Source organism: Clostridium sp. (genome assembly GCF_050717515.1).
In the GTDB taxonomy this organism is placed as follows: domain Bacteria; phylum Bacillota; class Clostridia; order Clostridiales; family Clostridiaceae; genus Clostridium_AD.
Genome location: NZ_JBOITL010000032.1, coordinates 1 through 21341 on the forward strand (window position 1 = coordinate 1; position 21341 = coordinate 21341).

The window sequence follows — 21341 nt, forward strand, 5'->3', positions numbered from 1 at the left end:
CCCATACCATCACTCTCCTAACTTGATGTATTAAGTATAACAAAAAAACCCTACAAAGTAGAGTCAGTTAGTTTTGAGTCAAGTATGGCTCTTTTTTTAAACTGTCTACCTTATAGGGTCCATTATAAAATTAATTTTCTTATGGCTTTTTATAGAGCAAAAAAGTATTATTTAATAGGTATAAATATGTCAAAATCTCCATTGCTCATAAATTTCTCATCATATAATTCTAGTTGAGGTCTACAATCTATTTCGTAACCTGAGGCTGGAACGAACTTTTCAAATATATCATTAAAAAACTCACCTAAATCTTTTATATCTCATTTATAATATGCAAATCAGTGTGTATACGTTGGAATAATATTGCTTAGTAAAATTAAATCTTAAGAAATCTTAAGGTTTAATTACAATTTTCTTAAGTTTATTTTTGTAATATAAGAGAGTAAGGAATATGCAGTTTACTACGAGCACTATATAAGAAGTTTTAAAAGATTTTGTATGAAATTCTGAGGGGTGAGAATAAAAATTGCTCCTCCACGATTGAGATACAGTGGGGCCGAGGGTATCTGAGCTTACTAAAAATAAATAAGGAGGAATTTAAGGTGAAAAAGAAAATTACAATAATTTTGATTTTAGGTATTATAGGGCTAATGTATATAAATAGTAGATATGGCGGGCTAAAAGTAATAGGGGGTGTAATTGAAAGGAGCACTTATGTTGAAACTGTTAAAGATATGTCTAATGAAAATAGCAATGTAGATGATGGTAACTTAATATTAGTGAATAGGAGAAATGAACTAGATAAAGATTATGTTCCCAAGCATTTAAAAGTTCCAAATATCAGATTTTATTCTACCGTGTCAAATGAAGAAATGCAGATGGAAGAGGTTGCAGGCGATGCGCTTAAAAAATTATTTGAAAAAAGTGAACAGGAGGGTATTATACTTTATGGACTATCTGGTTATAGATCTTATGCAACTCAAAAGGACTTATATGAAAATAGTATTAAAACAAACGGAAAAGGATATACAGATAATTATGTGGCAATGGCAGGTAAAAGTGAACATCAATCAGGACTTGCAATGGATATAACTAATTCTAAAAAAAGTACAGGCTTTGAATATACAAAAGAAGGTATATGGCTTAAAGATAATGCTTATAAATTTGGATTTATAATAAGATATGGAAAAGGTAAAGAAGAGGTTACAGGTTATAATTATGAACCTTGGCATGTAAGGTATGTGGGGACTGAGAATTCAAAAAAAATTTACTTGAAGGATATTACTTTAGAGGAATTTTTAAAATAATCTATTAGATATGGGGAATGTGTAAAAATCTGTCCTACAAAGGCTATAAAAAAAGGATTTAAAATCTAGGGTCTTAACTGTAGTATATAATAAGATTATTACTTTAACCTCTACAGAATTTGAAATGTTACACGTATTAGCTAATAATACAGGAAGAGTTTTTAGTGCAGAAGAAATATTTCAAAGAGTTTGGAAAGAAAAATATTATCAATCAAACAATACAGTTATGACTCACATGAGTAAACTAAGGGAAAAGCTTGATGCGGTTTTAGAGGGTGAGAAACTTATTCATACTATATGGGGAGTAGGGTATAAAATTGAAAAGAAAACTTATATATAAATTAGAGTTAAAAATAGTTTTTAATATATTGATTACTTTCATATTATCAACATTAACAATGGCAGTAATTTATATTATGTGGAAGTTTTTTTTGGCAATAGGTGCAAGCTATTTACAACAATTTTTAGATAAAATTTATATGGCAAGGCAATATGTGGATTTTACAAAGATAATAATTGCACTATGGATAATTATTTTTATAAGTTATTCTCATTTATTCATTTACAAGAAGCTAAAGTACTTTGTAGAAGTTGATGAACATATGAAAGCTATAGCCGCGGGTAGGATAGATAAAAAAATACCAGAACAATCGAAAGCAGAGCTTCGGAAAATAGCTAAAAATATGAATGAAATAATAAATAAATTAAATAAATCAATAGAAGAAGAGCGGAGAGCAGAACAAACAAAATATGAATTAATAACAAATGTATCTCATGATTTACGCACTCCATTAACCTCAATATTAGGGTATCTTGAACTCATAGATAATGATAAATATAAAGATGAAGTTGAACTTAGATATTATGTAAATATTGCCTATGAAAAATCAAAACGATTGAATAATTTAATCAATGATTTATTTCAGTATACTATAATGAGAAATAGTACTTTAAGATTAAATAAAGAATTAATAAATGTAATTGAACTTTTAAATCAACTGGTATTGGAATTTAGGCCACAGTTTAGAAAAGTAGATATAGAGTGTAGGACATATTTTTCGGAGGATAAACTCTTAATAATGGCTGATGCAGTTAAAATGGCTAGGGCATTTGAAAATCTAATTTCTAATGGTATGAACTATGGTAGTGGGACTGAGTATATTGACATATGTACTAGGAAAGAAAATAATAGTGCGATTATAGAGATAATTAATTATGGTGAGCCAATACCAAGTATAGATATACCTTTTATTTTTGAAAGGTTCTATAGAGTTGAAAAATCACGTTCAGGATTTACTGGAGGTTCAGGATTAGGTCTTGCTATAACCAAAAGTATAATAGAGCTTCATGAAGGTGAAATTTTTGTTGAAAGCAATTATGAGAGAACTGCTTTTATAATTAAATTGCCCTTGGGTATTTAATACAGTTTGAAAATATAGATCTAGATGTATGTTAATATGGTAATATAATTTGGATAGATAAAAATATGCCAAGTTGGATAAATAATATATTAAATGAGTAGCTAGTAAAACTTATTGTATTTACTAGCTATTTTTTTATGTCCATTAGGCTAAAACTATTTACTGGTTTTACCAAGTCACAGTTACATTGGTGGGTCACATTGGTGGGTCAAGCTTTAAATAATTAAACAAAAGAGTATATTTTAAAAGGTTAGTTTATGATATTCTTGTAGAAGATATTAATAAATATATAAACTAAGATTGAAGAAAGGAGGCCTTGTAATATGGAAGCAATAATTATTATAATGACTACAATAGTTACATTAATTGTATTTTTAGCATCATTTTTAATAGATAAAAGAAGACTTATAAATGGTTTTTTATTTAATATATTTTTAATGTCACTATTTATGGCTACAACATATTGTGCATTCAAAACACAAAATCGTATTTTGATTGGTTTTGTACTTATTATATTTATCATATTAGCAATAGTACTATTCTTTGCCGTTTATGCACTGATAATTGCATTACTAATTAATTCAAAAATTGTTATAAAGAAAGAAGGACGAAGTATTTCTAATTTGCTAACATTATTTTTAGCAATAGGCTTGATAGGTATATTAATATGGTCAGCTATTAAGCCAGAAAGATTTTTGCCAGATGAGGCAAATGCGATATTAAGTTGTATTTACTTAATAGGGGTCTACTATTGCATTGATGTATTTAATTTTTTGGTAGCATCTTTAATTTATCAATTTAATAAACCTAAGTTAAATCAAGAGTTTGTTATTGTATTGGGATGTGGATTAAATAAAGATAAAGTTACACCTCTACTTGCTAGTCGTATAAACAAAGGAATTGAATTTTACAAAAATCAAGCACAAGTAACTACACCTCCAAAAATAATTTTTTCAGGAGGTAAGGGTAATGATGAGGAAATATCAGAAGCACTAGCTATGTGTAGATATGCAATTTCTAATGGAGTTCCAGAGGAAGATTGTATTATGGAGGATAAATCAGTAAATACATTGCAAAACATGAGATTTTCCAATAAGATTATGGAAAAAATAAAAGGCAGTAGTGAATATAATAGTATATTTATTACTAATAATTTTCATCTATTTAGAGCAGGAATTTATGCTAAAAAGGCAAAATTGAAATCTCAAGGAATAGGTTCCAAGACAGCAATGTTCTTCATTCCAAATGCATTAATTAGGGAATATATCGCAATAGCAGTTATGTATAAAAAAAGACATATAATTGTAGTAAGTATTCTTTTAGCAATAGGTATTGTACTAGCCTTTGTTGAACATTTTGCTATAGTAGGTTAAATACATATAAAATAACATTTCGTTGCGATTTCCCAGAAGGTTATAATGTGGACAATTACAAATTCTTTCAGGACACGCCAACAATGGTTCTAAAAGATAATGACATCATTGATATAGGAGGACGTTCTATTCAAGTGCTGCATACGCCTGGTCATTCACCGGGATACTAAATTGCAGCACGGCAGTGGCACTTTTGACTACAAAGATTTTGCTATCTGGATATAATTATGTTGACACGCTTTTGACTGCTATGAATAATATGCTACGGCATAGTTGCCGTAACCCCTATTTAGTTGTAGTTATATTTTATAGTCTCCTTATAGAATCACATTTAATAATTGGTTCAAAATAGTATCATTGTGTTAATTACTGCACTTACAAGTGCACAGGCACTAAATATAATTGCTGCCATGCCCATTTGTTTTTTTCACGTTTATGCTTACTTACAAGCAGTCCAATGATACCTACACATAATATTACAAGTGCCAATATACTTCCTTCAATAAACCCTACTTCCATTAATCTATCTCTCTCCTTTTATTCTAAATCCCTCTTATTTACATCCTTCCATATCTGAATAAAGGTCCACTGTTTTTTGTATCAATAGATCACTCACTATATCAACACCTAGTTGTTTCATCATTTGCTGTAAAAATTTCAACCTATTAACTGTTTCCGAAAGATTACGCTCAAAAAGAATAGGATTAATCCATACATTTAAAAGAATCATAAAAACTTCTGCACATTCACTAGGATAGTCTGTTGTAATAGATCCATCTGCTTTCCCTTGCAAAATGATCTTAGCAATTTTAGGAGCATCCTTAATAATACAATCCTTAATGCCTGTTACTACAAACTGTGGGTTTTTAACTTGTGAAGTTAGGACATTATTCATAGACTGTATATTATTATCTGATAAAATAAAGTCTAATATATTTACAAGTTTTTCTCTGGCATTATTTTCCTGTATGTTTATTAGTAAACCATTAAACATTTGAGTAGTATAATCAGACCTTTACCGCAAAGTGTAAATTTACAACGTTAGTACGCCGAGCAAAGGTCAACAGGTAAACGGTTTTTAATAGAAATATCAGCTAAACCATTTTGAAAAATTGATAAATTTTAAATTGTAATCTTAAGAAATCTTAAGGTTTAATTACAATTTTCTTAAACTTATTTTTGTAATATAAGAGAGTAAGGAATATGCATTTTACTTTATTGAAAAATTTTCAAATAAAAAAAATGTGTTATTTACTTAGATTTAAGAAAATATTTTACTTCTACGTTAATTTGAAATAGTATGCGATAAAAGCAAAGAAAAATGTAATATGAAAGGAGAAATCTAAATCATGGCAAAAATAAAAATTACAATTTATGGATGCACACAGGACGAGGCCGTTTTGTTCCGAGAAATAGCGCCTCGCTTTGGAATTATGCCAACTATCACAGATGCAGTGGTATCTGAAGCTAATATTAAACTGGCATTTGGAAATCGATGCATCAGCGTTGGTCATAAAACTCAAATCACAAATTCCATTCTTCTTGCGCTCAGCCAAGCTGGTGTAAGATATATCTCTACAAGAAGTATTGGATATAACCATATTAATGTAAAATACGCAAAGAGCGTTGGCATTTCCATTGAAAATGTCACTTATTCGCCTGATAGCGTGGCTGATTACACATTAATGCTCATGCTGATGGCGGTACGAAATACAAAATCCATTATTAGCCGTGCAGATATTTATGATTTCAGATTGAATGATGTACGCGGGAAAGAATTACGTGATATGACCATTGGCGTAATTGGAACAGGACGCATTGGCGCTGCGGTTATTGAAAGGCTGAGGGGCTTTGGCTGCAATATATTAGCCTATGACCATCGGTCCATATCCTCTGATGATTACGTTCCTCTTAATGAATTGTTACAGCAGAGCGATATTATAACGCTCCATACACCACTTAAAGAGGATACAAACCATCTTATTAATCGTCAACGTATCGAGCAGATGAAGCACGGCGCGTTTATTATCAATACTGGACGCGGTTCACTTATCGATACCGAGGCTCTTATTTCAGCGTTGGAAAGTGGTAAACTAGGCGGTGCGGCATTGGATGTACTCGAAGGAGAGGAAGGAATATTCTACTTTGACTACAGAAAAAAAACCATTGAAAACAAACTGCTGTTGCGGTTACATAAACTAACGAATGTGATTATTACTCCGCACACCGCCTATTACACAGAACACGCCTTGAAAGATACCGTTGAAAATACTATTATCAATTGCTTGAAATTTGAAAGGAGAGAGTAGCATGGATAGGTTAAAAATCGCAATTATATTTGGGGGTTGTTCCGAGGAACATCCTATCTCCGTTAAATCAGCACAAGAGGTCGCAAAAAACCTTGATATGGAAAAGTATGAACCGTTCTATATCGGGATTACGAAAAATGGCGTTTGGAAGCTTTGTCACTGCCCTGACGCAAATTGGGAAAATGGAAGTTGCTGTCCGGCTATACTGTCACCGGACAGAAGCGTACACGGATTGCTTGTTCTGGAGCAGGGACAATACAAAACAATTCGTTTGGATATGGTGTTTCCCGTCCTGCATGGCAAACTTGGCGAGGATGGTGCGATGCAAGGTTTGTTGGAGCTTTCCGGCATCCCCTATGTAGGCTGCGATGTCCAAAGTTCTGCTCTGTGTATGGACAAATCCCTTGCTTTTATTGTCGCTAGAAACGCGGAAGTTGCTACGCCAAATTTCTGGACTGTCATGGCCAACGAGAATATTGATGCCGACCAGCTTACTTATCCCGTTTTTGTAAAGCCGGCCCGTTCAGGTTCATCTTTCGGCATCACTAAGGTATGTCGAAAAGAAGAATTGCTGAGTGCGATGGAAACCGCAAGACAGTATGACTCGAAGGTGTTGATTGAAGAGGCTATCGTCGGCAGCGAGGTAGGATGTGCGATATTAGGGAACGATATGGATTTGATTGTAGGCGAGGTAGATCAAATTTGTCTATCTCATGGTTTTTTCAAAATCCATCAGGAGAATAAGCCTGAAAACGGTTCTGAAAACTCAACAGTAATAGTTCCTGCTGACATTTCGTCAGAGGCGCGCTTGCTTGTTCAGGAGACAGCAAAAACCGTATATCGCGCTTTGGGATGCAGGGGACTTTCGCGGGTAGATATGTTCCTTACGGAAGATGGAAAAGTAATACTTAACGAGGTTAATACTTTGCCTGGTATGACCTCATACAGCCGTTATCCGAGAATGATGGTGGCCGCAGGTTTGCCGTTTGCCGAAGTGATCGACCGGATTATATCGTTGACAGTGAAAGGAGAAAGGCGATGAAAAATGATTTTGTCTTTGTAGACGAATTTGTACACGGAATACGTTGGGATGCTAAATACGCCACATGGGATAATTTTACCGGCAAACTGGTGGACGGATATGTAGCAAATCGAATTGTCGGTACGAGAGCTTTGTGCGCAGCCCTGGAAAAAGCACGAGAAAACGCCGCTTCCTTTGGCTTTGGCTTGCTTCTTTGGGATGGTTATCGCCCTCAATGCGCCGTAGATTGTTTTCTGCGCTGGTCAAAACAGCCGGAAAATGGCCAGACGAAACTAAAACACTATCCGAATATTGACAAAACCGAGATAGTTGAAAAAGGATATGTGGCCGCTAAGTCGGGGCACAGTCGCGGCAGCGCAATTGACTTAACCCTCTATCATTTAGCTACCGGTACACTTGTTCCAATGGGCGGCGACTTTGATTTGATGGATTCAGTCTCACATCATGGAGCAAAAAGAATCACGCAAGTCGAAGCGAGAAACCGTCAATACCTTTGTTCTATCATGGAGGCCTGCGGTTTTGTTTCATATGATTGCGAGTGGTGGCACTACACACTGAAACACGAACCTTATCCAAACACTTATTTTGATTTTCCCATCACATAGTTGAGGCGGTCAAAAAAATTGCCAAAAGCATTGAAAGTACTTATAGCAGCTAATATTTAGGCAACATAATCTATAAAGGTACTGTATTATTTCAATAACTAAATTTTAGATACATAAATATTTAATATTAACAGTTTCATGTAAACGATGGTTTGCAAGGAGCTGTTATATTTTATTTTAGAAAAGAGGTAAGTTCATAAAAAATTTAAACATAGCCTAACTGAATTCTCGGATATAATAGATAAAGCAACCCCTGAGGGATTAAAGAATGCTAAGGCTAAAGGTATTAAGTTGGGTAGACCTAACAGGATTTTACAGAAGACTTTAAAAAAATATGAATTATAAAAGAGGGGTGTAACCTTCTTTTTTTATGGAATGAATATATATGCTTGAAAGCAAGCAAAGGTCAACAGGCAAAACAGTTTCTAATAGAAACATCAGCTAAACCATTTTGAAAAATGGATAAAATTTAAATTGTAATCTTAAGAAATCTTAAGGTTTAATTACAATTTTCTTAAACTCATTTTTGTATTATAAGAAAGTAAGGAATATGCATTTTACTTTGTTGAAGAATTTTCAAAAAAAATGTGTTATCACTTGAATTTAAGCTATTAAAGGTAAATAAGGAGGAGTTTAAGGTGAAAAAGAAAACTGGAGTGATTTTGATTTTAGGAATTGTATGCTTAATGTACATAAACAGCAAATATGGTAGTATAAAAGTTATAGGGGATGTAATTGAAAGGAAAACTTATATTGAATCTATTAAAGATATGTCTAATGAGAATAGCAATGTAGATGATGGAGAGTTAATATTAGTGAATAGAAAAACTACTTTGGATAAGGATTATGTTCCACATAATTTAAAAGTTGCAAAGGTTAATATTTATCCTACCGTTTCAGATGAAGAAATGCAAATGGAAGGAAATGCAGCGGATGCACTTAAAAAACTATTTGATCAAGGTAAGGAGGAAGGAATTATACTTTATGCATTATCTGGCTATAGATCTTATGCAACTCAAAAGGACTTATATGAAAATAGTATTAAAACAAATGGAAAAGGGTATACATATAAGTACGTGGCAATAGCAGGTAAAAGTGAACATCAATCAGGACTTGCAATGGATATAACTAATGCTAAAAAGAGTACAGGTTTTGAAAACACTAAAGAAGGTAAATGGCTTCAAAAGAATGCTTATAAATTTGGATTTATAATAAGATATGGAAAAGGAAAAGAAGATATTACAGGTTATAATTATGAACCTTGGCATGCAAGGTATGTAGGTGCTGAGAATTCAGAGAAAATTTACTCAAAGGATATTACTTTGGAGGAGTTTTTAAAATCTGTAACAATCAAAGTATATAATTAAAGAATGTAAAATAAAACCTGTTTGTTATATATTATCTGTGTTTTTAGTAAATGAACTTGGAATAAGTCCTCCATATTTTGTGTTTCTATATTTATGGTCGACAAATATATTTTTAAGCGATATACTTATTAAAAATGTATAAGTTTCAACATTTAGTACACTTAAAAGTTATATATTGCACAAAATGCTATCTGAACAAATAAATGGAGTGATTATATGGGTAAAAATATATTAGTTGTAGATGATGATAAAGAAATAGTTAATTTAATTGAAATATATTTAACTAATGAAGGACATAATATTTACAAAGCATATGATGGTGAACAAGCTTTGCAGGTTATAGATAATTATAATATAAATCTTATAATACTAGATATAATGATGCCTAAAATTGATGGTATAGAAGTGTGTAACAAAGTTCGCGAGAAACTTAATATACCTATAATTATGTTAAGTGCTAAAAATCAAGATTCAGATAAAATAAAAGGGTTATTGTCAGGAGCTGATGATTATATGGTAAAACCCTTTAATCCTTTAGAACTTATGGTTAGAGTTAAGTCTATATTTAGAAGGATTTACGAATTCGATAAAAATAGTGATGAATTAAAAGATAGAGATACTATAGTTATAGGACCACTTAAAATTAAAAAATCCACTCATCAGGTAGAAGTATATAATAAGATTATTGCTTTAACTTCTACAGAATTTGAAATATTACACGTCCTAGCTAATAATCCAGGGAGAGTTTTTAGTGCAGAAGAAATATTTCAAAGAGTTTGGAAGGAAAAATATTATCAATCTAATAATACAGTTATGACTCACATGAGTAAATTAAGAGATAAGCTTGATGAAGTTTTAGATGGTGAGAAACTTATTCATACTATATGGGGAGTAGGGTATAAAATTGAAAAGAAAACTTATATATAAATTAGAGTTAAAAGTAGTTTTTAATATATTTCTTGTTTTTCTATTATCAGCATTAACAATGGCAGTATTTTATATTATGTGGAAGTTTTTTTTGGTAATATGTACAATCTATTCACAACGATTTTTAGATATAATTTATAGGCTAAGGCAATATGTCGATTTTATAAATATAACAAGTGCACTATGGATAATAATTTTTATAAGTTATTCCCATTTATTGCTTTACAAGAAAATTAAGTACTTTGTAGAAGTTGATGAACATATGAAAGCTATAGCCGCGGGTAGGATAGATAAAAAAATACCAGAACAATCGAAAGCAGAGCTTGGGAAAATGGCTAAAAATATGAATGAAATAATAGAAAAATTAAATAAATCAATAGAAGAAGAGCGGAGAGCAGAACAAACAAAATATGAATTAATAACAAATGTATCTCATGATTTACGCACTCCATTAACCTCAATATTAGGGTATCTTGAACTAATAGATAAGGATAGATATGAAGATGAAGTTAGGCTTAGATACTATGTAAGTATTGCCTATGAAAAATCAAAGCGATTGAATACTTTAATTGATGACTTATTTCAATATACTATAATGAGAAATAGTACTTTAAAATTAAAAAAAGAATCAATAAACGTAATTGAACTTTTAAATCAAGTGGTATTGGAATTTAATCCACAGTTTAGAAAAAAAAATATAGAATGTAGGACATATTTTTCGGAGGATAAACTCTTAATAATGGCTGATGCAGCTAAATTAGCTAGAGCATTTGAAAATCTAATTTCTAACGGTATGAACTATGGAAGTGGGACTGAGTATATTGACATATGTACTAGGAAAGAAAATAATAGTGCGGTTATAGAGGTAATTAATTATGGTGAGCCAATACCAAGTATAGATGTACCTTTTATTTTTGAAAGGTTCTATAGAGTTGAAAAGTCACGTTCGGAATTTGCTGGAGGATCAGGACTCGGTCTTGCTATAACTAAAAGTATAATCGAGCTTCATGAGGGTGAAATTTTTGTTGAAAGCAATTATGAGAGAACTGTTTTTATAATTAAATTGCCCTTGGGTAGTTAATAAGATTTTAGAAATTACTTATGAAATATGATTTTGATGTAAAAGTAGCAAATGGATAGTGTAAATATTTATTTGCTATTTTTATTTGAAATTATGAACCTTACATACTTGTCATATTCCTGTAAGCTTTACAGATAGTAAGTTATACATTATCATTATAGACTATATGTATGTTTATAATTAGTTTCGAAGGAGTGGTAAATAATCGATATAATATTTTTAGTAAAAGCAATTATAATAGCAATAGTAGAAGGGCTAACGGAGTTTATCCCAGTATCTTCTACAGGACACATGATATTAGTTGGATGGGCAATTGGGTTTCAAGGGAAATTTGCAGAGATGTTTGAAGTTGTAATTCAACTTGGAGCAATAATGGCAGTGGTTGTTTTATATTGGAAGAAGATTAAAGAAAGTTTAATAGAATTTTTTAAGTTTATATTTACTAAAGGAAAAGAGGGAAAGAAAGGATTTAAATTTGGGGTAAATGTTATTATAGCATCTATTCCCATGGGAATTGTAGGAGTATTATTATACGATAAAATCAAATCAAAATTTGTACCAGAAGCTGTCATAGTAGGATTTATAGTTGGTGGATTATTGTTATTAATAATTGAAAAGAGATTTGGGGGTAGGGATCATAAAGTAGAAAGTATAGATAACATAACACCTGTACAAGCATTTAAAATTGGGTTATTACAACTTCTTTCTGTATGGCCAGGAATGTCAAGAAGTGCGTCTACAATCATGGGTGGGTGGATTGCTGGATTAACAACACCAATAGCAGCAGAGTTTTCATTTTTCATAGCCATTCCCGCTATGATAGGGGCAACAGGTAAGGATTTATTTGAATTTGATTATTCTGTAATGACGAAAACATTATGGATTGCATTAATAGTTGGATTTATTGTAGCCTTCATAGTATCTATAATAGTTATGAAAAAATTTGTTGATTACTTGAAAAAGAAGCCGATGAAAGTTTTTGCAGTATATAGAATAGTAATAGGAAGTCTACTTGGGATATTAGTATTAACTAAGATTATTATTTTAACATAGTTGTTGATTTGAGAGAAAATTATAGAGAGGATGGTTAAATTAAAATGGTTTATTATTTAGCAAATTCTATAAATTTAGGATGGGATCAATTTTTTATTGCCCTTTCAAAATCTTCAGGCAAAATTCCTCAGCTTTTATTAACCGCATTAGTTTTTATTATACTATATTATTTCAATAAAAAAGTAGAAGCTATTTGCTGTGTATTTAATATCGGATTTACTGGTTTTATCAACTTGATACTTAAAAACACAGTAAAAAGAGATAGACCCATGGGAATATGGTTAATGAAGGCTGATGGCTATAGTTTTCCTAGCGGTCATTCTTCTATTTCTACGGCTATAGGAATTGTACTTATTTATATTATATTTAAACAAATAAAGAATAAAAAAATCGCTTATTTAATGAGTGGGTTTATATTTGCATATTTAATTCTTGTAGGAATTAGTAGGGTTTATGTTGGAGTGCACTATCCGGGAGATGTTTTTGGGGGATGGTTTATAGCTGGAATATGGTCTTATATTACTATTATAGTTTATAAGTTTTGTATGAAGAAAGGCCTAGATAAATATTTAGATAAACATTTTACCATTAAATTCAATATTTTCAGAAGTAAATAAAATCTATTTAGTTTTAATTAAAACCATTTGAATCACTTTAGCCCACGAATTATTCGTGGGCTTTTTCATGTGGTAAAATGCAAATACTTAGGTTTATAAATAAACATATTTGTTCAAAGGGTATTTTATTAATTGGTATAAAATTTATTTTGTAAGCTTAATTATTATATCCTTATGTTGAGAATATTTATTTAAGAGAGTATCTCTTTCAAATATCTCAAAATCTTTAAAGTCAAAGCCAGGGGATACCATACATCCAACAAGCGAGTACCCTGGAATATTCATAGCAGAACCAAAAATGTAATTTTTAGGTACCAAAAACTGTGGAGTTTCTCCATTTTCTATATTAAGACCTAGTTGCTTAGTCGTAAGTTCTCCATTTGGACTTATCATATATATTGTAAGAGGGGAGCCTGCATGGTAGTACCACATTTCATCTGATTTTAATCTATGAAAACTTGAGATTTCGCCATCTCTTAATAAAAAATAAATACTAGTCCAAAGTGTTCTTTCACCTTCAAACTTAGTTTTAAGGTTATTGGAGCTAATATTTTCACAAGAGCAGAAGCTACTTTTGTAAAAACCACCTTCAGGATGAGCTTCCATATTTAATGTGTCAATAAAGTATTGGGATGAGTACATAATTTATCTCCTTTGTTAAAAAAAATTTGATTGTATTTAATTATAATCAAATAAGTCAAAAGTTACAAGGTTATTTAAGGTGCCACCCACGTGGCAAGTGGCAAGTTATGAAAAGAAATATTTGTAAGGTTTATTTAAGGTTAATGTTATCAAGAGGTAAGGTTAACCTTATATAATGTATTTATTGTATAAGAATAAAAATAGAACTTGCAAATAAAGGAGAATTGATTATGAAAAGAAAATTTCTAACAATTTTAATAGTAGGAGTGATTTGTATATCCATGGTGGCTTGTAATAAGTCTACGGAGGAAAAATCAAAACAAGCTCAAAATAAAACGGAACAAACAGAAACTAAAAAAGAAGATGCAGGAAAGAAATTTGAAAATTTAGGTATTGAATATAAATTACCAGATAAGTGGAAAGCAAAAGAGAAAAATATAGATTTACTTGGAATTGATGGAGGAGAAAATATAATAGGACAGCTTATGTTTAGCTTTACATCTACTGAAACTATGAACAAGATTGAGAAATCAAATGAGGATTCAAAAAAAATCCCAGAAACAGACAAAGTAAAAATGGAGAAATTTCAAACAGAATTTATGAATTTATTAAAAGAGAGTAAAGAATTATGTACTATTGTAACTATAGATAAAAGTAAAACCGCAGGCAAAGCGCAAAAAGAATTGTTCGCCAAGTTTAAAAATAAGGATTTATTAGGTAAAGAAGGTAACTTTGAAATTTACTTATTACATAATGATGTACCTGAGGAAAGTGGATTATCGGATAAATCTAAAAAAGATTTTAAAGAAGTATATGGAGAAATTAAAAATTTTAAAAGTTTGATTAAAACATCTAAACCAGTATCAGAAAAAGAAAAATTAAACAAATATAAGAAGTTTGAGTTTAAAACTAAAACTTTAGATGGAAAAGAAATAGATAGTAGTATTTTTAAAGATAGTAAGCTTACTATGATAAATATATGGGCTACATATTGTGGACCATGTATAGAAGAAATGCCAGATCTTCAAAAGCTTTACGAAGAAGTTAAGGGGGAGAAGATTAATGTGATTGGTCTTGTTTCAGACACACCTGACGCGGATAATGAAGAATTAGCTAAACAAATTTTACAAAAAAAAGGTGCCAAGTTTACTAATATTATTCCAGATGAAAGCATTAAAAATAATATATTGAAAGATGTTTCAGGGGTTCCTACTACATTATTTGTTGACAGTAAAGGTAATATTGTTGGAGACTTTATAGTTGGTTCACATAGTAAAGAAGACTATAAGAAAGAAATAGAAGCTAGGCTTAAAAGTATAAAATAGAAGTGTAAATGAATTATAGTTCAGAAGTAAACTACCTCACCTTATATTAGGTGGGGTATATATCATAATTGGGGTTATTAATTTTAAGAGTAAAAATTTTATTATAAGCTAATTATAGGAAATGAAAAAAAGATGGGATGTGAATTTTATGAATACAAATAGGCTTACTAAAAGCCAAGGATTAATGAAATATGGGATTCTAACAATGAGTATTTTATTTATTTCTACTGGAATATACAGAAATGAAGTAAGAATTGTATTCAGAAAAGCAATAAATATATGTTTGGAGTGTATAGGCATTGGATAAAAGAAGAATAACGCAAATTGTTGCAGCTATAACCACAAATGCAAATGTAAATGGGTTTTTAAAAGGTAATATATATAAAGGCGCCACAAAGAAAGTGTGTGTTCCAGGCTTAAACTGTTACTCTTGTCCTGGAGCAGTAGGTTCCTGCCCTATAGGTTCACTGCAGGCGGTTATAGGAACTGTAAAATATAATGTTTCATTATATATACTTGGAATCATGTCTTTATTTGGTGTTATATTTGGTAGATTTGTATGTGGATGGTTATGTCCTTTTGGTCTTATTCAAGATTTATTATATAAAATACCTTCTAAAAAGATAAAAGTAAATATAAAAGTCAATAATATACTTAAGTATTTAAAATATATTATATTGGCATTATTTGTTATAATATTACCCATGTTTTTAGTAAATGAATTTGGAATAAGTCCTCCATATTTTTGTGAATACATATGTCCGGCGGGCACACTAGAAGGTGGCATACCATTAGTTTTAATGAATGTATCACTAAGGAGAGCTCTAGGATACTTATTTGTATGGAAGATGTTTGTACTAATTAGCATTATTATTGCTTCAATATTTATATATAGACCATTTTGTAGGTATATATGTCCCTTAGGAGCATTTTACTCCTTATTTAATAAAGTGAGTTTTTACAAATATGAAGTAGATAAAAACAAGTGTACAAACTGTAGTGCTTGTGTTAGAAAATGTAAGATGAATATAGAAATATATAAAAATCCTAACAGTGCTGAGTGTATTAGGTGTGGTGAGTGTGTAACAGCTTGCCCTACAAAGGCTATAAAAAAAGGATTTAGGCGTTAACAGCACTTTTTCTTAAACTTGCCACTTGCCACGTGGGTGGCACTTTTAAGGTTTGTTTAAGGTTAATGTTATCAAGAGGTAAGGTTAACCTTATATAATGTATTTATAGCAAGATATACCGAAGAAGAATACAAGGAGGAACAAAATGATATATTGGGAACTTAAAAAAATATTCAAATCAAAAACTGGAATAATTGTAGCAATAATATTTATTTTACTTTGTGTATCAATGGCTTTTATAAAACCAGAGATGGAAACACAAAAGTCACATAGAAATGAGCAATATCAGTTAATTAATGATACAAGACCAGCCACGGTAATTGCACAAGAAAAATTAGATGCAAAAATAGGAACAATAAAGGAAATGTCAAATAGTAAGGACAAAGATGATTTTAGTAAAGGTATAAAAGAAATATCAACTAAAAAACTGAAAGCTATGGAAGACACTAAGTATAGTGATGTTAGCTTCTGGAAGGTATTCGATTATAGAGCAACCAATACACTTATGGCATTCTTTATGGTGGTAATTCTAATCATAGTTTGTTGCAATATATACACGGATGAAATTGTGTCTACAGTAGAAAATTTGATTCTTACATCAAAAAATAAAAATAGAGCTTTATATTCAAAATTAGGACTTGGAATATTAATACCAACAGTTTTATATGGGTTTTATCTAGTAATCCAATTTATAATAACAGCAGTCCAATATGGCCTGCCAATAAATGGAGGGTTACAAGCCATAAGAATAATAGACAACCCTATTTTAGTAAGAGATGCATATACTATAACTCAATTTATAATATTAAAGATAGGCATAATGATATTGATATTAGCTACACTAGGTGTAATTGCATGTTTATCTTCATTTTTAACAACAAGCTCAATTGCAGCTACAAGTGGATTCTTGATGTTTATTATTATTCCAAAATTGTTAACAATGGTAAAAGTAATTCCAGGTAATGTTCAAATGCTATTAAATAGTATTAATTTTGTAAATTTACTATTCTATTTTAAACAGTTTGCAGGCGTATATTATGGGAATGTAAAATTCTTTGGGATGAACTTTGACTTAATTAATCTTTGCCTTGGAATATTGGGAATGACTTTAGTGGCAGGAATTACAATGAGCATAGTATCATTTAAAAAAGTATTAGTAAGATAATTAATAGATTTTAAAATTAGAGGAGGAATATAATTATGAATAAGCTTGAGATAAAAAATTTAACAAAAAGCTATGGAAAAAAGAATGCAAACAATAATATAACACTTACTTTAGAAAATGGTGTATACGGACTACTAGGACCAAACGGAGCGGGTAAAACTACATTAATGAAACAAATAGTAACTTTAACAAAGCCTACTAGTGGAAAAATTATTTATAATGGAAAAAGTATTTATGAAAAAGAAGATGAGTATAGAAATATTATTGGATATTTACCACAAGAATTTGGTGCATATAAGAATTTTACAGCAAAACAATTTTTGCAATATGTGGCTGCATTAAAAGGAATAGACAAAAAAAGTGCTTCCCAAAAAATTGATGAATTACTAAACCTTGTTGGATTATATGAGGTTAAAAATAAGGCAGTTGGTAAATTCTCCGGTGGTATGAAAAGAAGAGTTGGAATTGCACAAGTATTATTAAATGATCCTAAAATAGTTGTACTAGATGAACCAACAGCGGGCTTAGATCCCCAAGAAAGAGCAAGGTTTAGAAATCTTATCGCTGAAATATCAAAGGATAAAATAATAATACTTTCAACTCATATTATTTCAGATATAGAAGCAGTAGCAAGAGAAACTATAATGATTAAAAATGGCAGCGTTATAATAAAAGGAAATCATAAAGATATATTAAATGGCATGAAGGGAAAAGTATATAAGATTACAACAAATAAAGAAAATGAAGTTATGGATATACAAAGAGATTATAAGGTAGTTAACCTTCAAAGGGGTGCGGATATTACAGAGCTTAGAGTAGTAAGTGATAAAATGCCTCTATATGCATCAGCGCAGAGCATAGAACCAAGATTCGAAGATGTATATATGTTTTACTTTGATTTAGAAAATACTAAGGAGGTGTAACTTATGGGAATTCTTATAAAATCAGAAATAAGAAAAATGTTATTAAAACCTAGCATAATAATAACTTGGATTGTTTTACTTTTATTTTGTAAAATTTTAATTAGGCCAGGTACAGGTGCAGAGGTTTGGGCAGATGTATTTAGTAAAACTTATGGAATCGTACCACTTATAGGATTAATAACCTTTATGATAATTTCAGCTACATATACACTTGAATATAGCTCTAATATGAATGAACTTATCAATACGACCCAAAATGGAAAGAAAAAAGTTGTAATGGCGAAATGGATTGGTGCAGGCATATCAACGTCAATAGTTAATGTATCAATAGTACTTATAATATATATAGATGGATTAATAAAATCTAATTTTAAAGGGTTAGACTTACCATTAAAAGATCTTTGGTATTTTGGAAATAGTGGTTCAAACATAACTGTATTGCAAATGATGATTATACTTATAATAACTGTTATAATAGGTTCATTCTTTTTCTCAGAACTCGGACTATATCTATCATCGATAAGTAAATCAGCTTCTATACCTTTTATTTTTGGGGGTCTACTTATGGGAGTGCCATATATGCTAGGCGGTTTTGTACCTTCAAAATATTTTGGGGTAACTCCACTTTGGGGAATGATGTCATCAGAATTAATAAGATACAAGGTTCCAATGGCATTAATTATAGTTCAAATAGTAATAGTTATTGCTGGCTTTGTATTTTTACCAAAGGTTACCCACAAAGCATTTATAAAAGAAGGAAAAAGATAATCAGTTAGTTTTTATGGTATTATATAGTTAGAAACTTAAAGACATTTCAAAAGACTAAACAATTAATAATTGTCTAGTCTTTTGAAGTATTTAAGACAAGATCTTTATGTGATGATTTAATTTTAAGGGGTGATAATTATGGAGAATTCAATTAATAAAAGCAAAATACTAATAGTTGATGATGAAGAGGACATATTAAAACTTTTATCTACTGTACTTAAAAAAGAGGGTTTTGAAAATATATATACTGCAATAGCGGCAAAAGAAGCAATAGATTTAGTATCGCGGTTAGACCCAGATATTATTCTCTTGGATATAATGATGCCAGGTAGAGATGGGTATGAAGTATGCAAAGAGATAAGAAAGACTTCTAGAACCCCAATTTTATTTATGTCGGCTAAGACGGAAGAGCTAGATAGGATTTTGGGTTTTGCTTTAGGGGCTGATGATTATATTACAAAGCCTTTCAGTCCAAAAGAGGTTGCCTATAGAGTAAAGGCTCATTTAAGAAGAAATAATTATATTGATGAAGATAAAACCGAAAAAGACAAAATCATAGTTTTTGGACCTTTTGAATTAAATGAGGAAAAGATAGAGTTTAAAAAGAATGGTGAGCCAATACAGTTAAAAGCAAAAGAATTTAAGATGTTAGCTTATATGTTGAAAAACCCAAACCAAATCCTCAGCAAGGAAAAAATCTGCAGTGGAGTTTGGGGAGAAGATTATATAGGCTTTGACAATACAATTATGGTTCACATAAGAAGACTCCGAGAGAAAATAGAGGATAATCCTTCATTGCCCAAATATATAGTTAATATTAAAGGTCTAGGATACAAATTTGTTGTAAAGGATGAATAGAGATGAAATGGAAATTAATAGCTAGATTCATGTGGACTGTGGTTTCTGTAGTTATAATTGTAATGATTATAAATATTATTGCAGTGTTTTCTTTTATTATTTATAATAATACGACAAAAAGCGCCTTAATAGAGAAAAAATTAGAAGATGTAGGGATAGAAAATTATACTAGAGATTTTAGTAAATATATTATGATTAGTAAAGAAGCTGTGGATATAGACAAGGATGGTAAATCAAGTTTGGACAATAACAATATTTGGATACAAATATTAGATGAGCAAAGTAAAGAAGTATATAGTTATAGAAAACCAAAGGGCGCAAAAGAGAGCTATACTCCTTTTGAATTGATTAATCAATATAAATATGTGGATGTAAAAACAGGAGCTACTACTTTTATAGGTGAAAAACAGATAAAAGGACGCAAATACAGCTATATAATAGGACTACCACTTGCCAAGGTGCAGAGGGAAGTAATTACTATTAACTACGATAATTTTATAGGGATTATTGGTAAATTTATTTATAGCATCTTAATATTAGATGCGCTTATTGCATTGTTTTTTGCATACTTTTTCTCAAGAAGGCTTACTAGACCTTTAAGTAATATAATAAATGGGGTTCTAGTATTATCTGATGGAAATTATAATTTAGAATTATCCGAAAAGGGTATATACACTGTGGTCTATCGAAACCTAAACAACCTTTCATCAACTCTTAAGAGCAATGAAATAGAAAGAAAAAAACTTGATAAGATGAGGGAAGAATGGATTTCAAATATGTCACATGATATTAAGACACCTCTGGTATCTATAAAAGGATATGCGGAACTCTTAAGCAGCGATGACTATGATTTATCAAAAGAAGAGGTAAAACAGTATTCAAAAATAATAGACAGTAAGGCCAACTATATAAAAGAGCTTGTAGATGATTTGAATTTAACAACAAGATTAAAAAATAAAGTATTGAAGTTAAACAAGAAAAAAGTAAATATGGTTAGCTTGGTACGAAATGCTGTAATTGACATACTAAACGACCCGAGTAACGCTGAGGTAGATATTGATTTCATTTGTGAAAGTGAAGATATAGAAGCTTTTGTGGATGCTAGTCTTATAATGAGGACTATGAAAAATTTAATATATAATGCAATAGTTCATAATGAAGAGGGGGTAAATATAAAAGTATCCGTTGAAAAGAAGGATAACTTGAAAATTGTTATAAGTGATAACGGAAAAGGAATAAGACCGGAAGAGCTAAACCATATATTCGAAAGATATTATAGGGGTACAAATACCGGGAAGGGACATGAAGGTTCAGGGCTTGGAATGGCTATTGCAAATGATATAGTAAAAGCACATGATGGCGAAATTAAGATACTAAGTGAGCTTGGACGCGGTACTGAAATAGAAATCTATTTATAAACAAGTATTT

At 30.6% G+C, this 21341-nt stretch carries 23 protein-coding genes and 2 pseudogenes; 21 read left to right on the forward strand and 4 right to left on the reverse strand.

The features are described from left to right. Positions 1 to 167 precede the first annotated feature (167 nt). Positions 168 to 317: a GyrI-like domain-containing protein gene (locus ACREV6_RS16040; RefSeq protein WP_431579422.1), complete on the reverse strand. Its 150-nt coding sequence runs from the start codon at positions 315 to 317 to the stop codon at positions 168 to 170. Positions 318 to 602: 285 nt separating this feature from the next. Between ACREV6_RS16040 and ACREV6_RS16045 the strand changes: the two genes are divergently transcribed. The 5 genes and pseudogenes from ACREV6_RS16045 to ACREV6_RS16065 all read left to right on the forward strand — a co-directional run. Beyond that, entirely contained in the window at positions 603 to 1307 is a 705-nt protein-coding gene (locus ACREV6_RS16045; protein ID WP_431579052.1) for a M15 family metallopeptidase, read from the forward strand. Positions 1308 to 1401: 94 nt separating this feature from the next. Continuing rightward, positions 1402 to 1647: pseudogene (locus ACREV6_RS16050) on the forward strand (winged helix-turn-helix domain-containing protein); the annotation flags it as partial. Next, the gene (locus ACREV6_RS16055; protein WP_431579053.1) at positions 1625 to 2728 is read left to right on the forward strand and encodes a sensor histidine kinase; all 1104 of its coding nucleotides are present in this window, start codon (positions 1625 to 1627) and stop codon (positions 2726 to 2728) included. The pseudogene ACREV6_RS16050 and the gene ACREV6_RS16055, both read left to right, overlap by 23 nt. A gap of 323 nt (positions 2729 to 3051) precedes the next feature. Beyond that, positions 3052 to 4101, forward strand: a complete 1050-nt coding sequence (locus tag ACREV6_RS16060; protein WP_431579054.1) for a YdcF family protein — start codon at positions 3052 to 3054, stop codon at positions 4099 to 4101. A gap of 20 nt (positions 4102 to 4121) precedes the next feature. Next, positions 4122 to 4268, forward strand: a pseudogene (locus ACREV6_RS16065) (MBL fold metallo-hydrolase); the annotation flags it as partial. A gap of 208 nt (positions 4269 to 4476) precedes the next feature. Here ACREV6_RS16065 and ACREV6_RS16070 read toward each other — a convergent pair. Together ACREV6_RS16070 and ACREV6_RS16075 are read right to left on the reverse strand one after the other, a co-directional pair. Continuing rightward, positions 4477 to 4620: a hypothetical protein gene (locus tag ACREV6_RS16070; protein ID WP_431579055.1), complete on the reverse strand. Its 144-nt coding sequence runs from the start codon at positions 4618 to 4620 to the stop codon at positions 4477 to 4479. Positions 4621 to 4654: 34 nt separating this feature from the next. Beyond that, entirely contained in the window at positions 4655 to 5095 is a 441-nt protein-coding gene (locus tag ACREV6_RS16075) for a hypothetical protein (RefSeq protein WP_431579056.1), read from the reverse strand. 355 nt (positions 5096 to 5450) lie between these two features. On the opposite strand from ACREV6_RS16075, the gene vanH reads away from it, so the two are divergent. The 8 genes from vanH (at position 5451) to ACREV6_RS16115 (ending at position 13102) form a co-directional block, all read left to right on the forward strand. Continuing rightward, a complete protein-coding gene (gene vanH / locus ACREV6_RS16080) occupies positions 5451 to 6410 on the forward strand; it encodes a D-lactate dehydrogenase VanH (protein WP_431579057.1) in 960 nt (319 codons plus the stop codon). Position 6411: 1 nt separating this feature from the next. Continuing rightward, positions 6412 to 7452, forward strand: a complete 1041-nt coding sequence (gene vanI, locus ACREV6_RS16085; RefSeq protein ID WP_431579058.1) for a D-alanine--(R)-lactate ligase VanI — start codon at positions 6412 to 6414, stop codon at positions 7450 to 7452. Next, on the forward strand, positions 7449 to 8057 hold the full coding sequence (gene vanX / locus ACREV6_RS16090) for a D-Ala-D-Ala dipeptidase VanX (protein WP_431579059.1): 609 nt from the start codon (positions 7449 to 7451) through the stop codon (positions 8055 to 8057). The genes vanI and vanX overlap by 4 nt, the downstream gene beginning before the upstream one ends. A 638-nt stretch (positions 8058 to 8695) precedes the next feature. Beyond that, positions 8696 to 9424: a M15 family metallopeptidase gene (locus ACREV6_RS16095; RefSeq protein ID WP_431579060.1), complete on the forward strand. Its 729-nt coding sequence runs from the start codon at positions 8696 to 8698 to the stop codon at positions 9422 to 9424. Positions 9425 to 9640: 216 nt separating this feature from the next. Then, positions 9641 to 10351 (forward strand): response regulator transcription factor, encoded by a 711-nt coding sequence (locus tag ACREV6_RS16100; protein WP_431579061.1) that lies wholly within the window; start codon positions 9641 to 9643, stop codon positions 10349 to 10351. Then, on the forward strand, positions 10329 to 11432 hold the full coding sequence (locus ACREV6_RS16105) for a sensor histidine kinase (RefSeq protein WP_431579062.1): 1104 nt from the start codon (positions 10329 to 10331) through the stop codon (positions 11430 to 11432). The genes ACREV6_RS16100 and ACREV6_RS16105 overlap by 23 nt, the downstream gene beginning before the upstream one ends. A 204-nt stretch (positions 11433 to 11636) precedes the next feature. Continuing rightward, the gene (locus ACREV6_RS16110; RefSeq protein WP_431579423.1) at positions 11637 to 12485 is read left to right on the forward strand and encodes an undecaprenyl-diphosphate phosphatase; all 849 of its coding nucleotides are present in this window, start codon (positions 11637 to 11639) and stop codon (positions 12483 to 12485) included. Positions 12486 to 12529: 44 nt separating this feature from the next. Further along, complete coding sequence (locus tag ACREV6_RS16115; RefSeq protein WP_431579063.1) at positions 12530 to 13102, forward strand: phosphatase PAP2 family protein; 573 nt, start codon at positions 12530 to 12532, stop codon at positions 13100 to 13102. A 144-nt stretch (positions 13103 to 13246) separates the two neighbouring features. Here the strand turns inward: ACREV6_RS16115 and ACREV6_RS16120 are convergent, their stop codons facing one another. Next, positions 13247 to 13744 carry a cupin domain-containing protein gene (locus tag ACREV6_RS16120; protein WP_431579064.1) on the reverse strand — a complete coding sequence of 166 codons (498 nt, stop codon included), beginning with the start codon at positions 13742 to 13744 and terminating at the stop codon, positions 13247 to 13249. Positions 13745 to 13974: 230 nt separating this feature from the next. Here ACREV6_RS16120 and ACREV6_RS16125 point away from each other — a divergent pair, with 230 nt between their 5' ends. From ACREV6_RS16125 to ACREV6_RS16160, 8 genes are all read left to right on the forward strand, one after another. Beyond that, on the forward strand, positions 13975 to 15069 hold the full coding sequence (locus ACREV6_RS16125) for a TlpA family protein disulfide reductase (RefSeq protein ID WP_431579065.1): 1095 nt from the start codon (positions 13975 to 13977) through the stop codon (positions 15067 to 15069). 148 nt (positions 15070 to 15217) lie between these two features. Beyond that, the gene (locus ACREV6_RS16130) at positions 15218 to 15376 is read left to right on the forward strand and encodes a CD1871A family CXXC motif-containing protein (protein ID WP_431579066.1); all 159 of its coding nucleotides are present in this window, start codon (positions 15218 to 15220) and stop codon (positions 15374 to 15376) included. Further along, the gene (locus ACREV6_RS16135) at positions 15369 to 16199 is read left to right on the forward strand and encodes a 4Fe-4S binding protein (protein ID WP_431579067.1); all 831 of its coding nucleotides are present in this window, start codon (positions 15369 to 15371) and stop codon (positions 16197 to 16199) included. The genes ACREV6_RS16130 and ACREV6_RS16135 overlap by 8 nt, the downstream gene beginning before the upstream one ends. A gap of 145 nt (positions 16200 to 16344) precedes the next feature. After that, on the forward strand, positions 16345 to 17364 hold the full coding sequence (locus ACREV6_RS16140; RefSeq protein WP_431579068.1) for a hypothetical protein: 1020 nt from the start codon (positions 16345 to 16347) through the stop codon (positions 17362 to 17364). A 35-nt stretch (positions 17365 to 17399) separates the two neighbouring features. Continuing rightward, positions 17400 to 18287, forward strand: coding sequence for an ABC transporter ATP-binding protein (locus tag ACREV6_RS16145; protein WP_431579069.1), 888 nt, complete (start codon positions 17400 to 17402; stop codon positions 18285 to 18287). 3 nt (positions 18288 to 18290) lie between these two features. Beyond that, a complete protein-coding gene (locus tag ACREV6_RS16150) occupies positions 18291 to 19055 on the forward strand; it encodes a hypothetical protein (protein WP_431579070.1) in 765 nt (254 codons plus the stop codon). Between the two features lie 138 nt (positions 19056 to 19193). Next, on the forward strand, positions 19194 to 19913 hold the full coding sequence (locus ACREV6_RS16155; RefSeq protein WP_431579071.1) for a response regulator transcription factor: 720 nt from the start codon (positions 19194 to 19196) through the stop codon (positions 19911 to 19913). Positions 19914 to 19915: 2 nt separating this feature from the next. Next, a complete protein-coding gene (locus ACREV6_RS16160; RefSeq protein ID WP_431579072.1) occupies positions 19916 to 21331 on the forward strand; it encodes a HAMP domain-containing sensor histidine kinase in 1416 nt (471 codons plus the stop codon). Positions 21332 to 21341 lie beyond the last annotated feature (10 nt).

What these genes read in the sequence shown, in the direction of transcription:
- ACREV6_RS16060 (WP_431579054.1), top strand. Translation starts at nt 3,052, where the DNA reads ATGGAAGCAATAATTATTATAATGACTACAATAGTTACATTAATTGTA.
- ACREV6_RS16070 (WP_431579055.1), bottom strand. Translation starts at nt 4,620, where the DNA reads ATGGAAGTAGGGTTTATTGAAGGAAGTATATTGGCACTTGTAATATTA.
- ACREV6_RS16075 (WP_431579056.1), bottom strand. Translation starts at nt 5,095, where the DNA reads ATGTTTAATGGTTTACTAATAAACATACAGGAAAATAATGCCAGAGAA.
- vanH (WP_431579057.1), top strand. Translation starts at nt 5,451, where the DNA reads ATGGCAAAAATAAAAATTACAATTTATGGATGCACACAGGACGAGGCC.
- vanI (WP_431579058.1), top strand. Translation starts at nt 6,412, where the DNA reads ATGGATAGGTTAAAAATCGCAATTATATTTGGGGGTTGTTCCGAGGAA.
- vanX (WP_431579059.1), top strand. Translation starts at nt 7,449, where the DNA reads ATGAAAAATGATTTTGTCTTTGTAGACGAATTTGTACACGGAATACGT.
- ACREV6_RS16100 (WP_431579061.1), top strand. Translation starts at nt 9,641, where the DNA reads ATGGGTAAAAATATATTAGTTGTAGATGATGATAAAGAAATAGTTAAT.
- ACREV6_RS16115 (WP_431579063.1), top strand. Translation starts at nt 12,530, where the DNA reads ATGGTTTATTATTTAGCAAATTCTATAAATTTAGGATGGGATCAATTT.
- ACREV6_RS16120 (WP_431579064.1), bottom strand. Translation starts at nt 13,744, where the DNA reads ATGTACTCATCCCAATACTTTATTGACACATTAAATATGGAAGCTCAT.
- ACREV6_RS16125 (WP_431579065.1), top strand. Translation starts at nt 13,975, where the DNA reads ATGAAAAGAAAATTTCTAACAATTTTAATAGTAGGAGTGATTTGTATA.
- ACREV6_RS16130 (WP_431579066.1), top strand. Translation starts at nt 15,218, where the DNA reads ATGAATACAAATAGGCTTACTAAAAGCCAAGGATTAATGAAATATGGG.
- ACREV6_RS16140 (WP_431579068.1), top strand. Translation starts at nt 16,345, where the DNA reads ATGATATATTGGGAACTTAAAAAAATATTCAAATCAAAAACTGGAATA.
- ACREV6_RS16145 (WP_431579069.1), top strand. Translation starts at nt 17,400, where the DNA reads ATGAATAAGCTTGAGATAAAAAATTTAACAAAAAGCTATGGAAAAAAG.
- ACREV6_RS16150 (WP_431579070.1), top strand. Translation starts at nt 18,291, where the DNA reads ATGGGAATTCTTATAAAATCAGAAATAAGAAAAATGTTATTAAAACCT.
- ACREV6_RS16155 (WP_431579071.1), top strand. Translation starts at nt 19,194, where the DNA reads ATGGAGAATTCAATTAATAAAAGCAAAATACTAATAGTTGATGATGAA.
- ACREV6_RS16160 (WP_431579072.1), top strand. Translation starts at nt 19,916, where the DNA reads ATGAAATGGAAATTAATAGCTAGATTCATGTGGACTGTGGTTTCTGTA.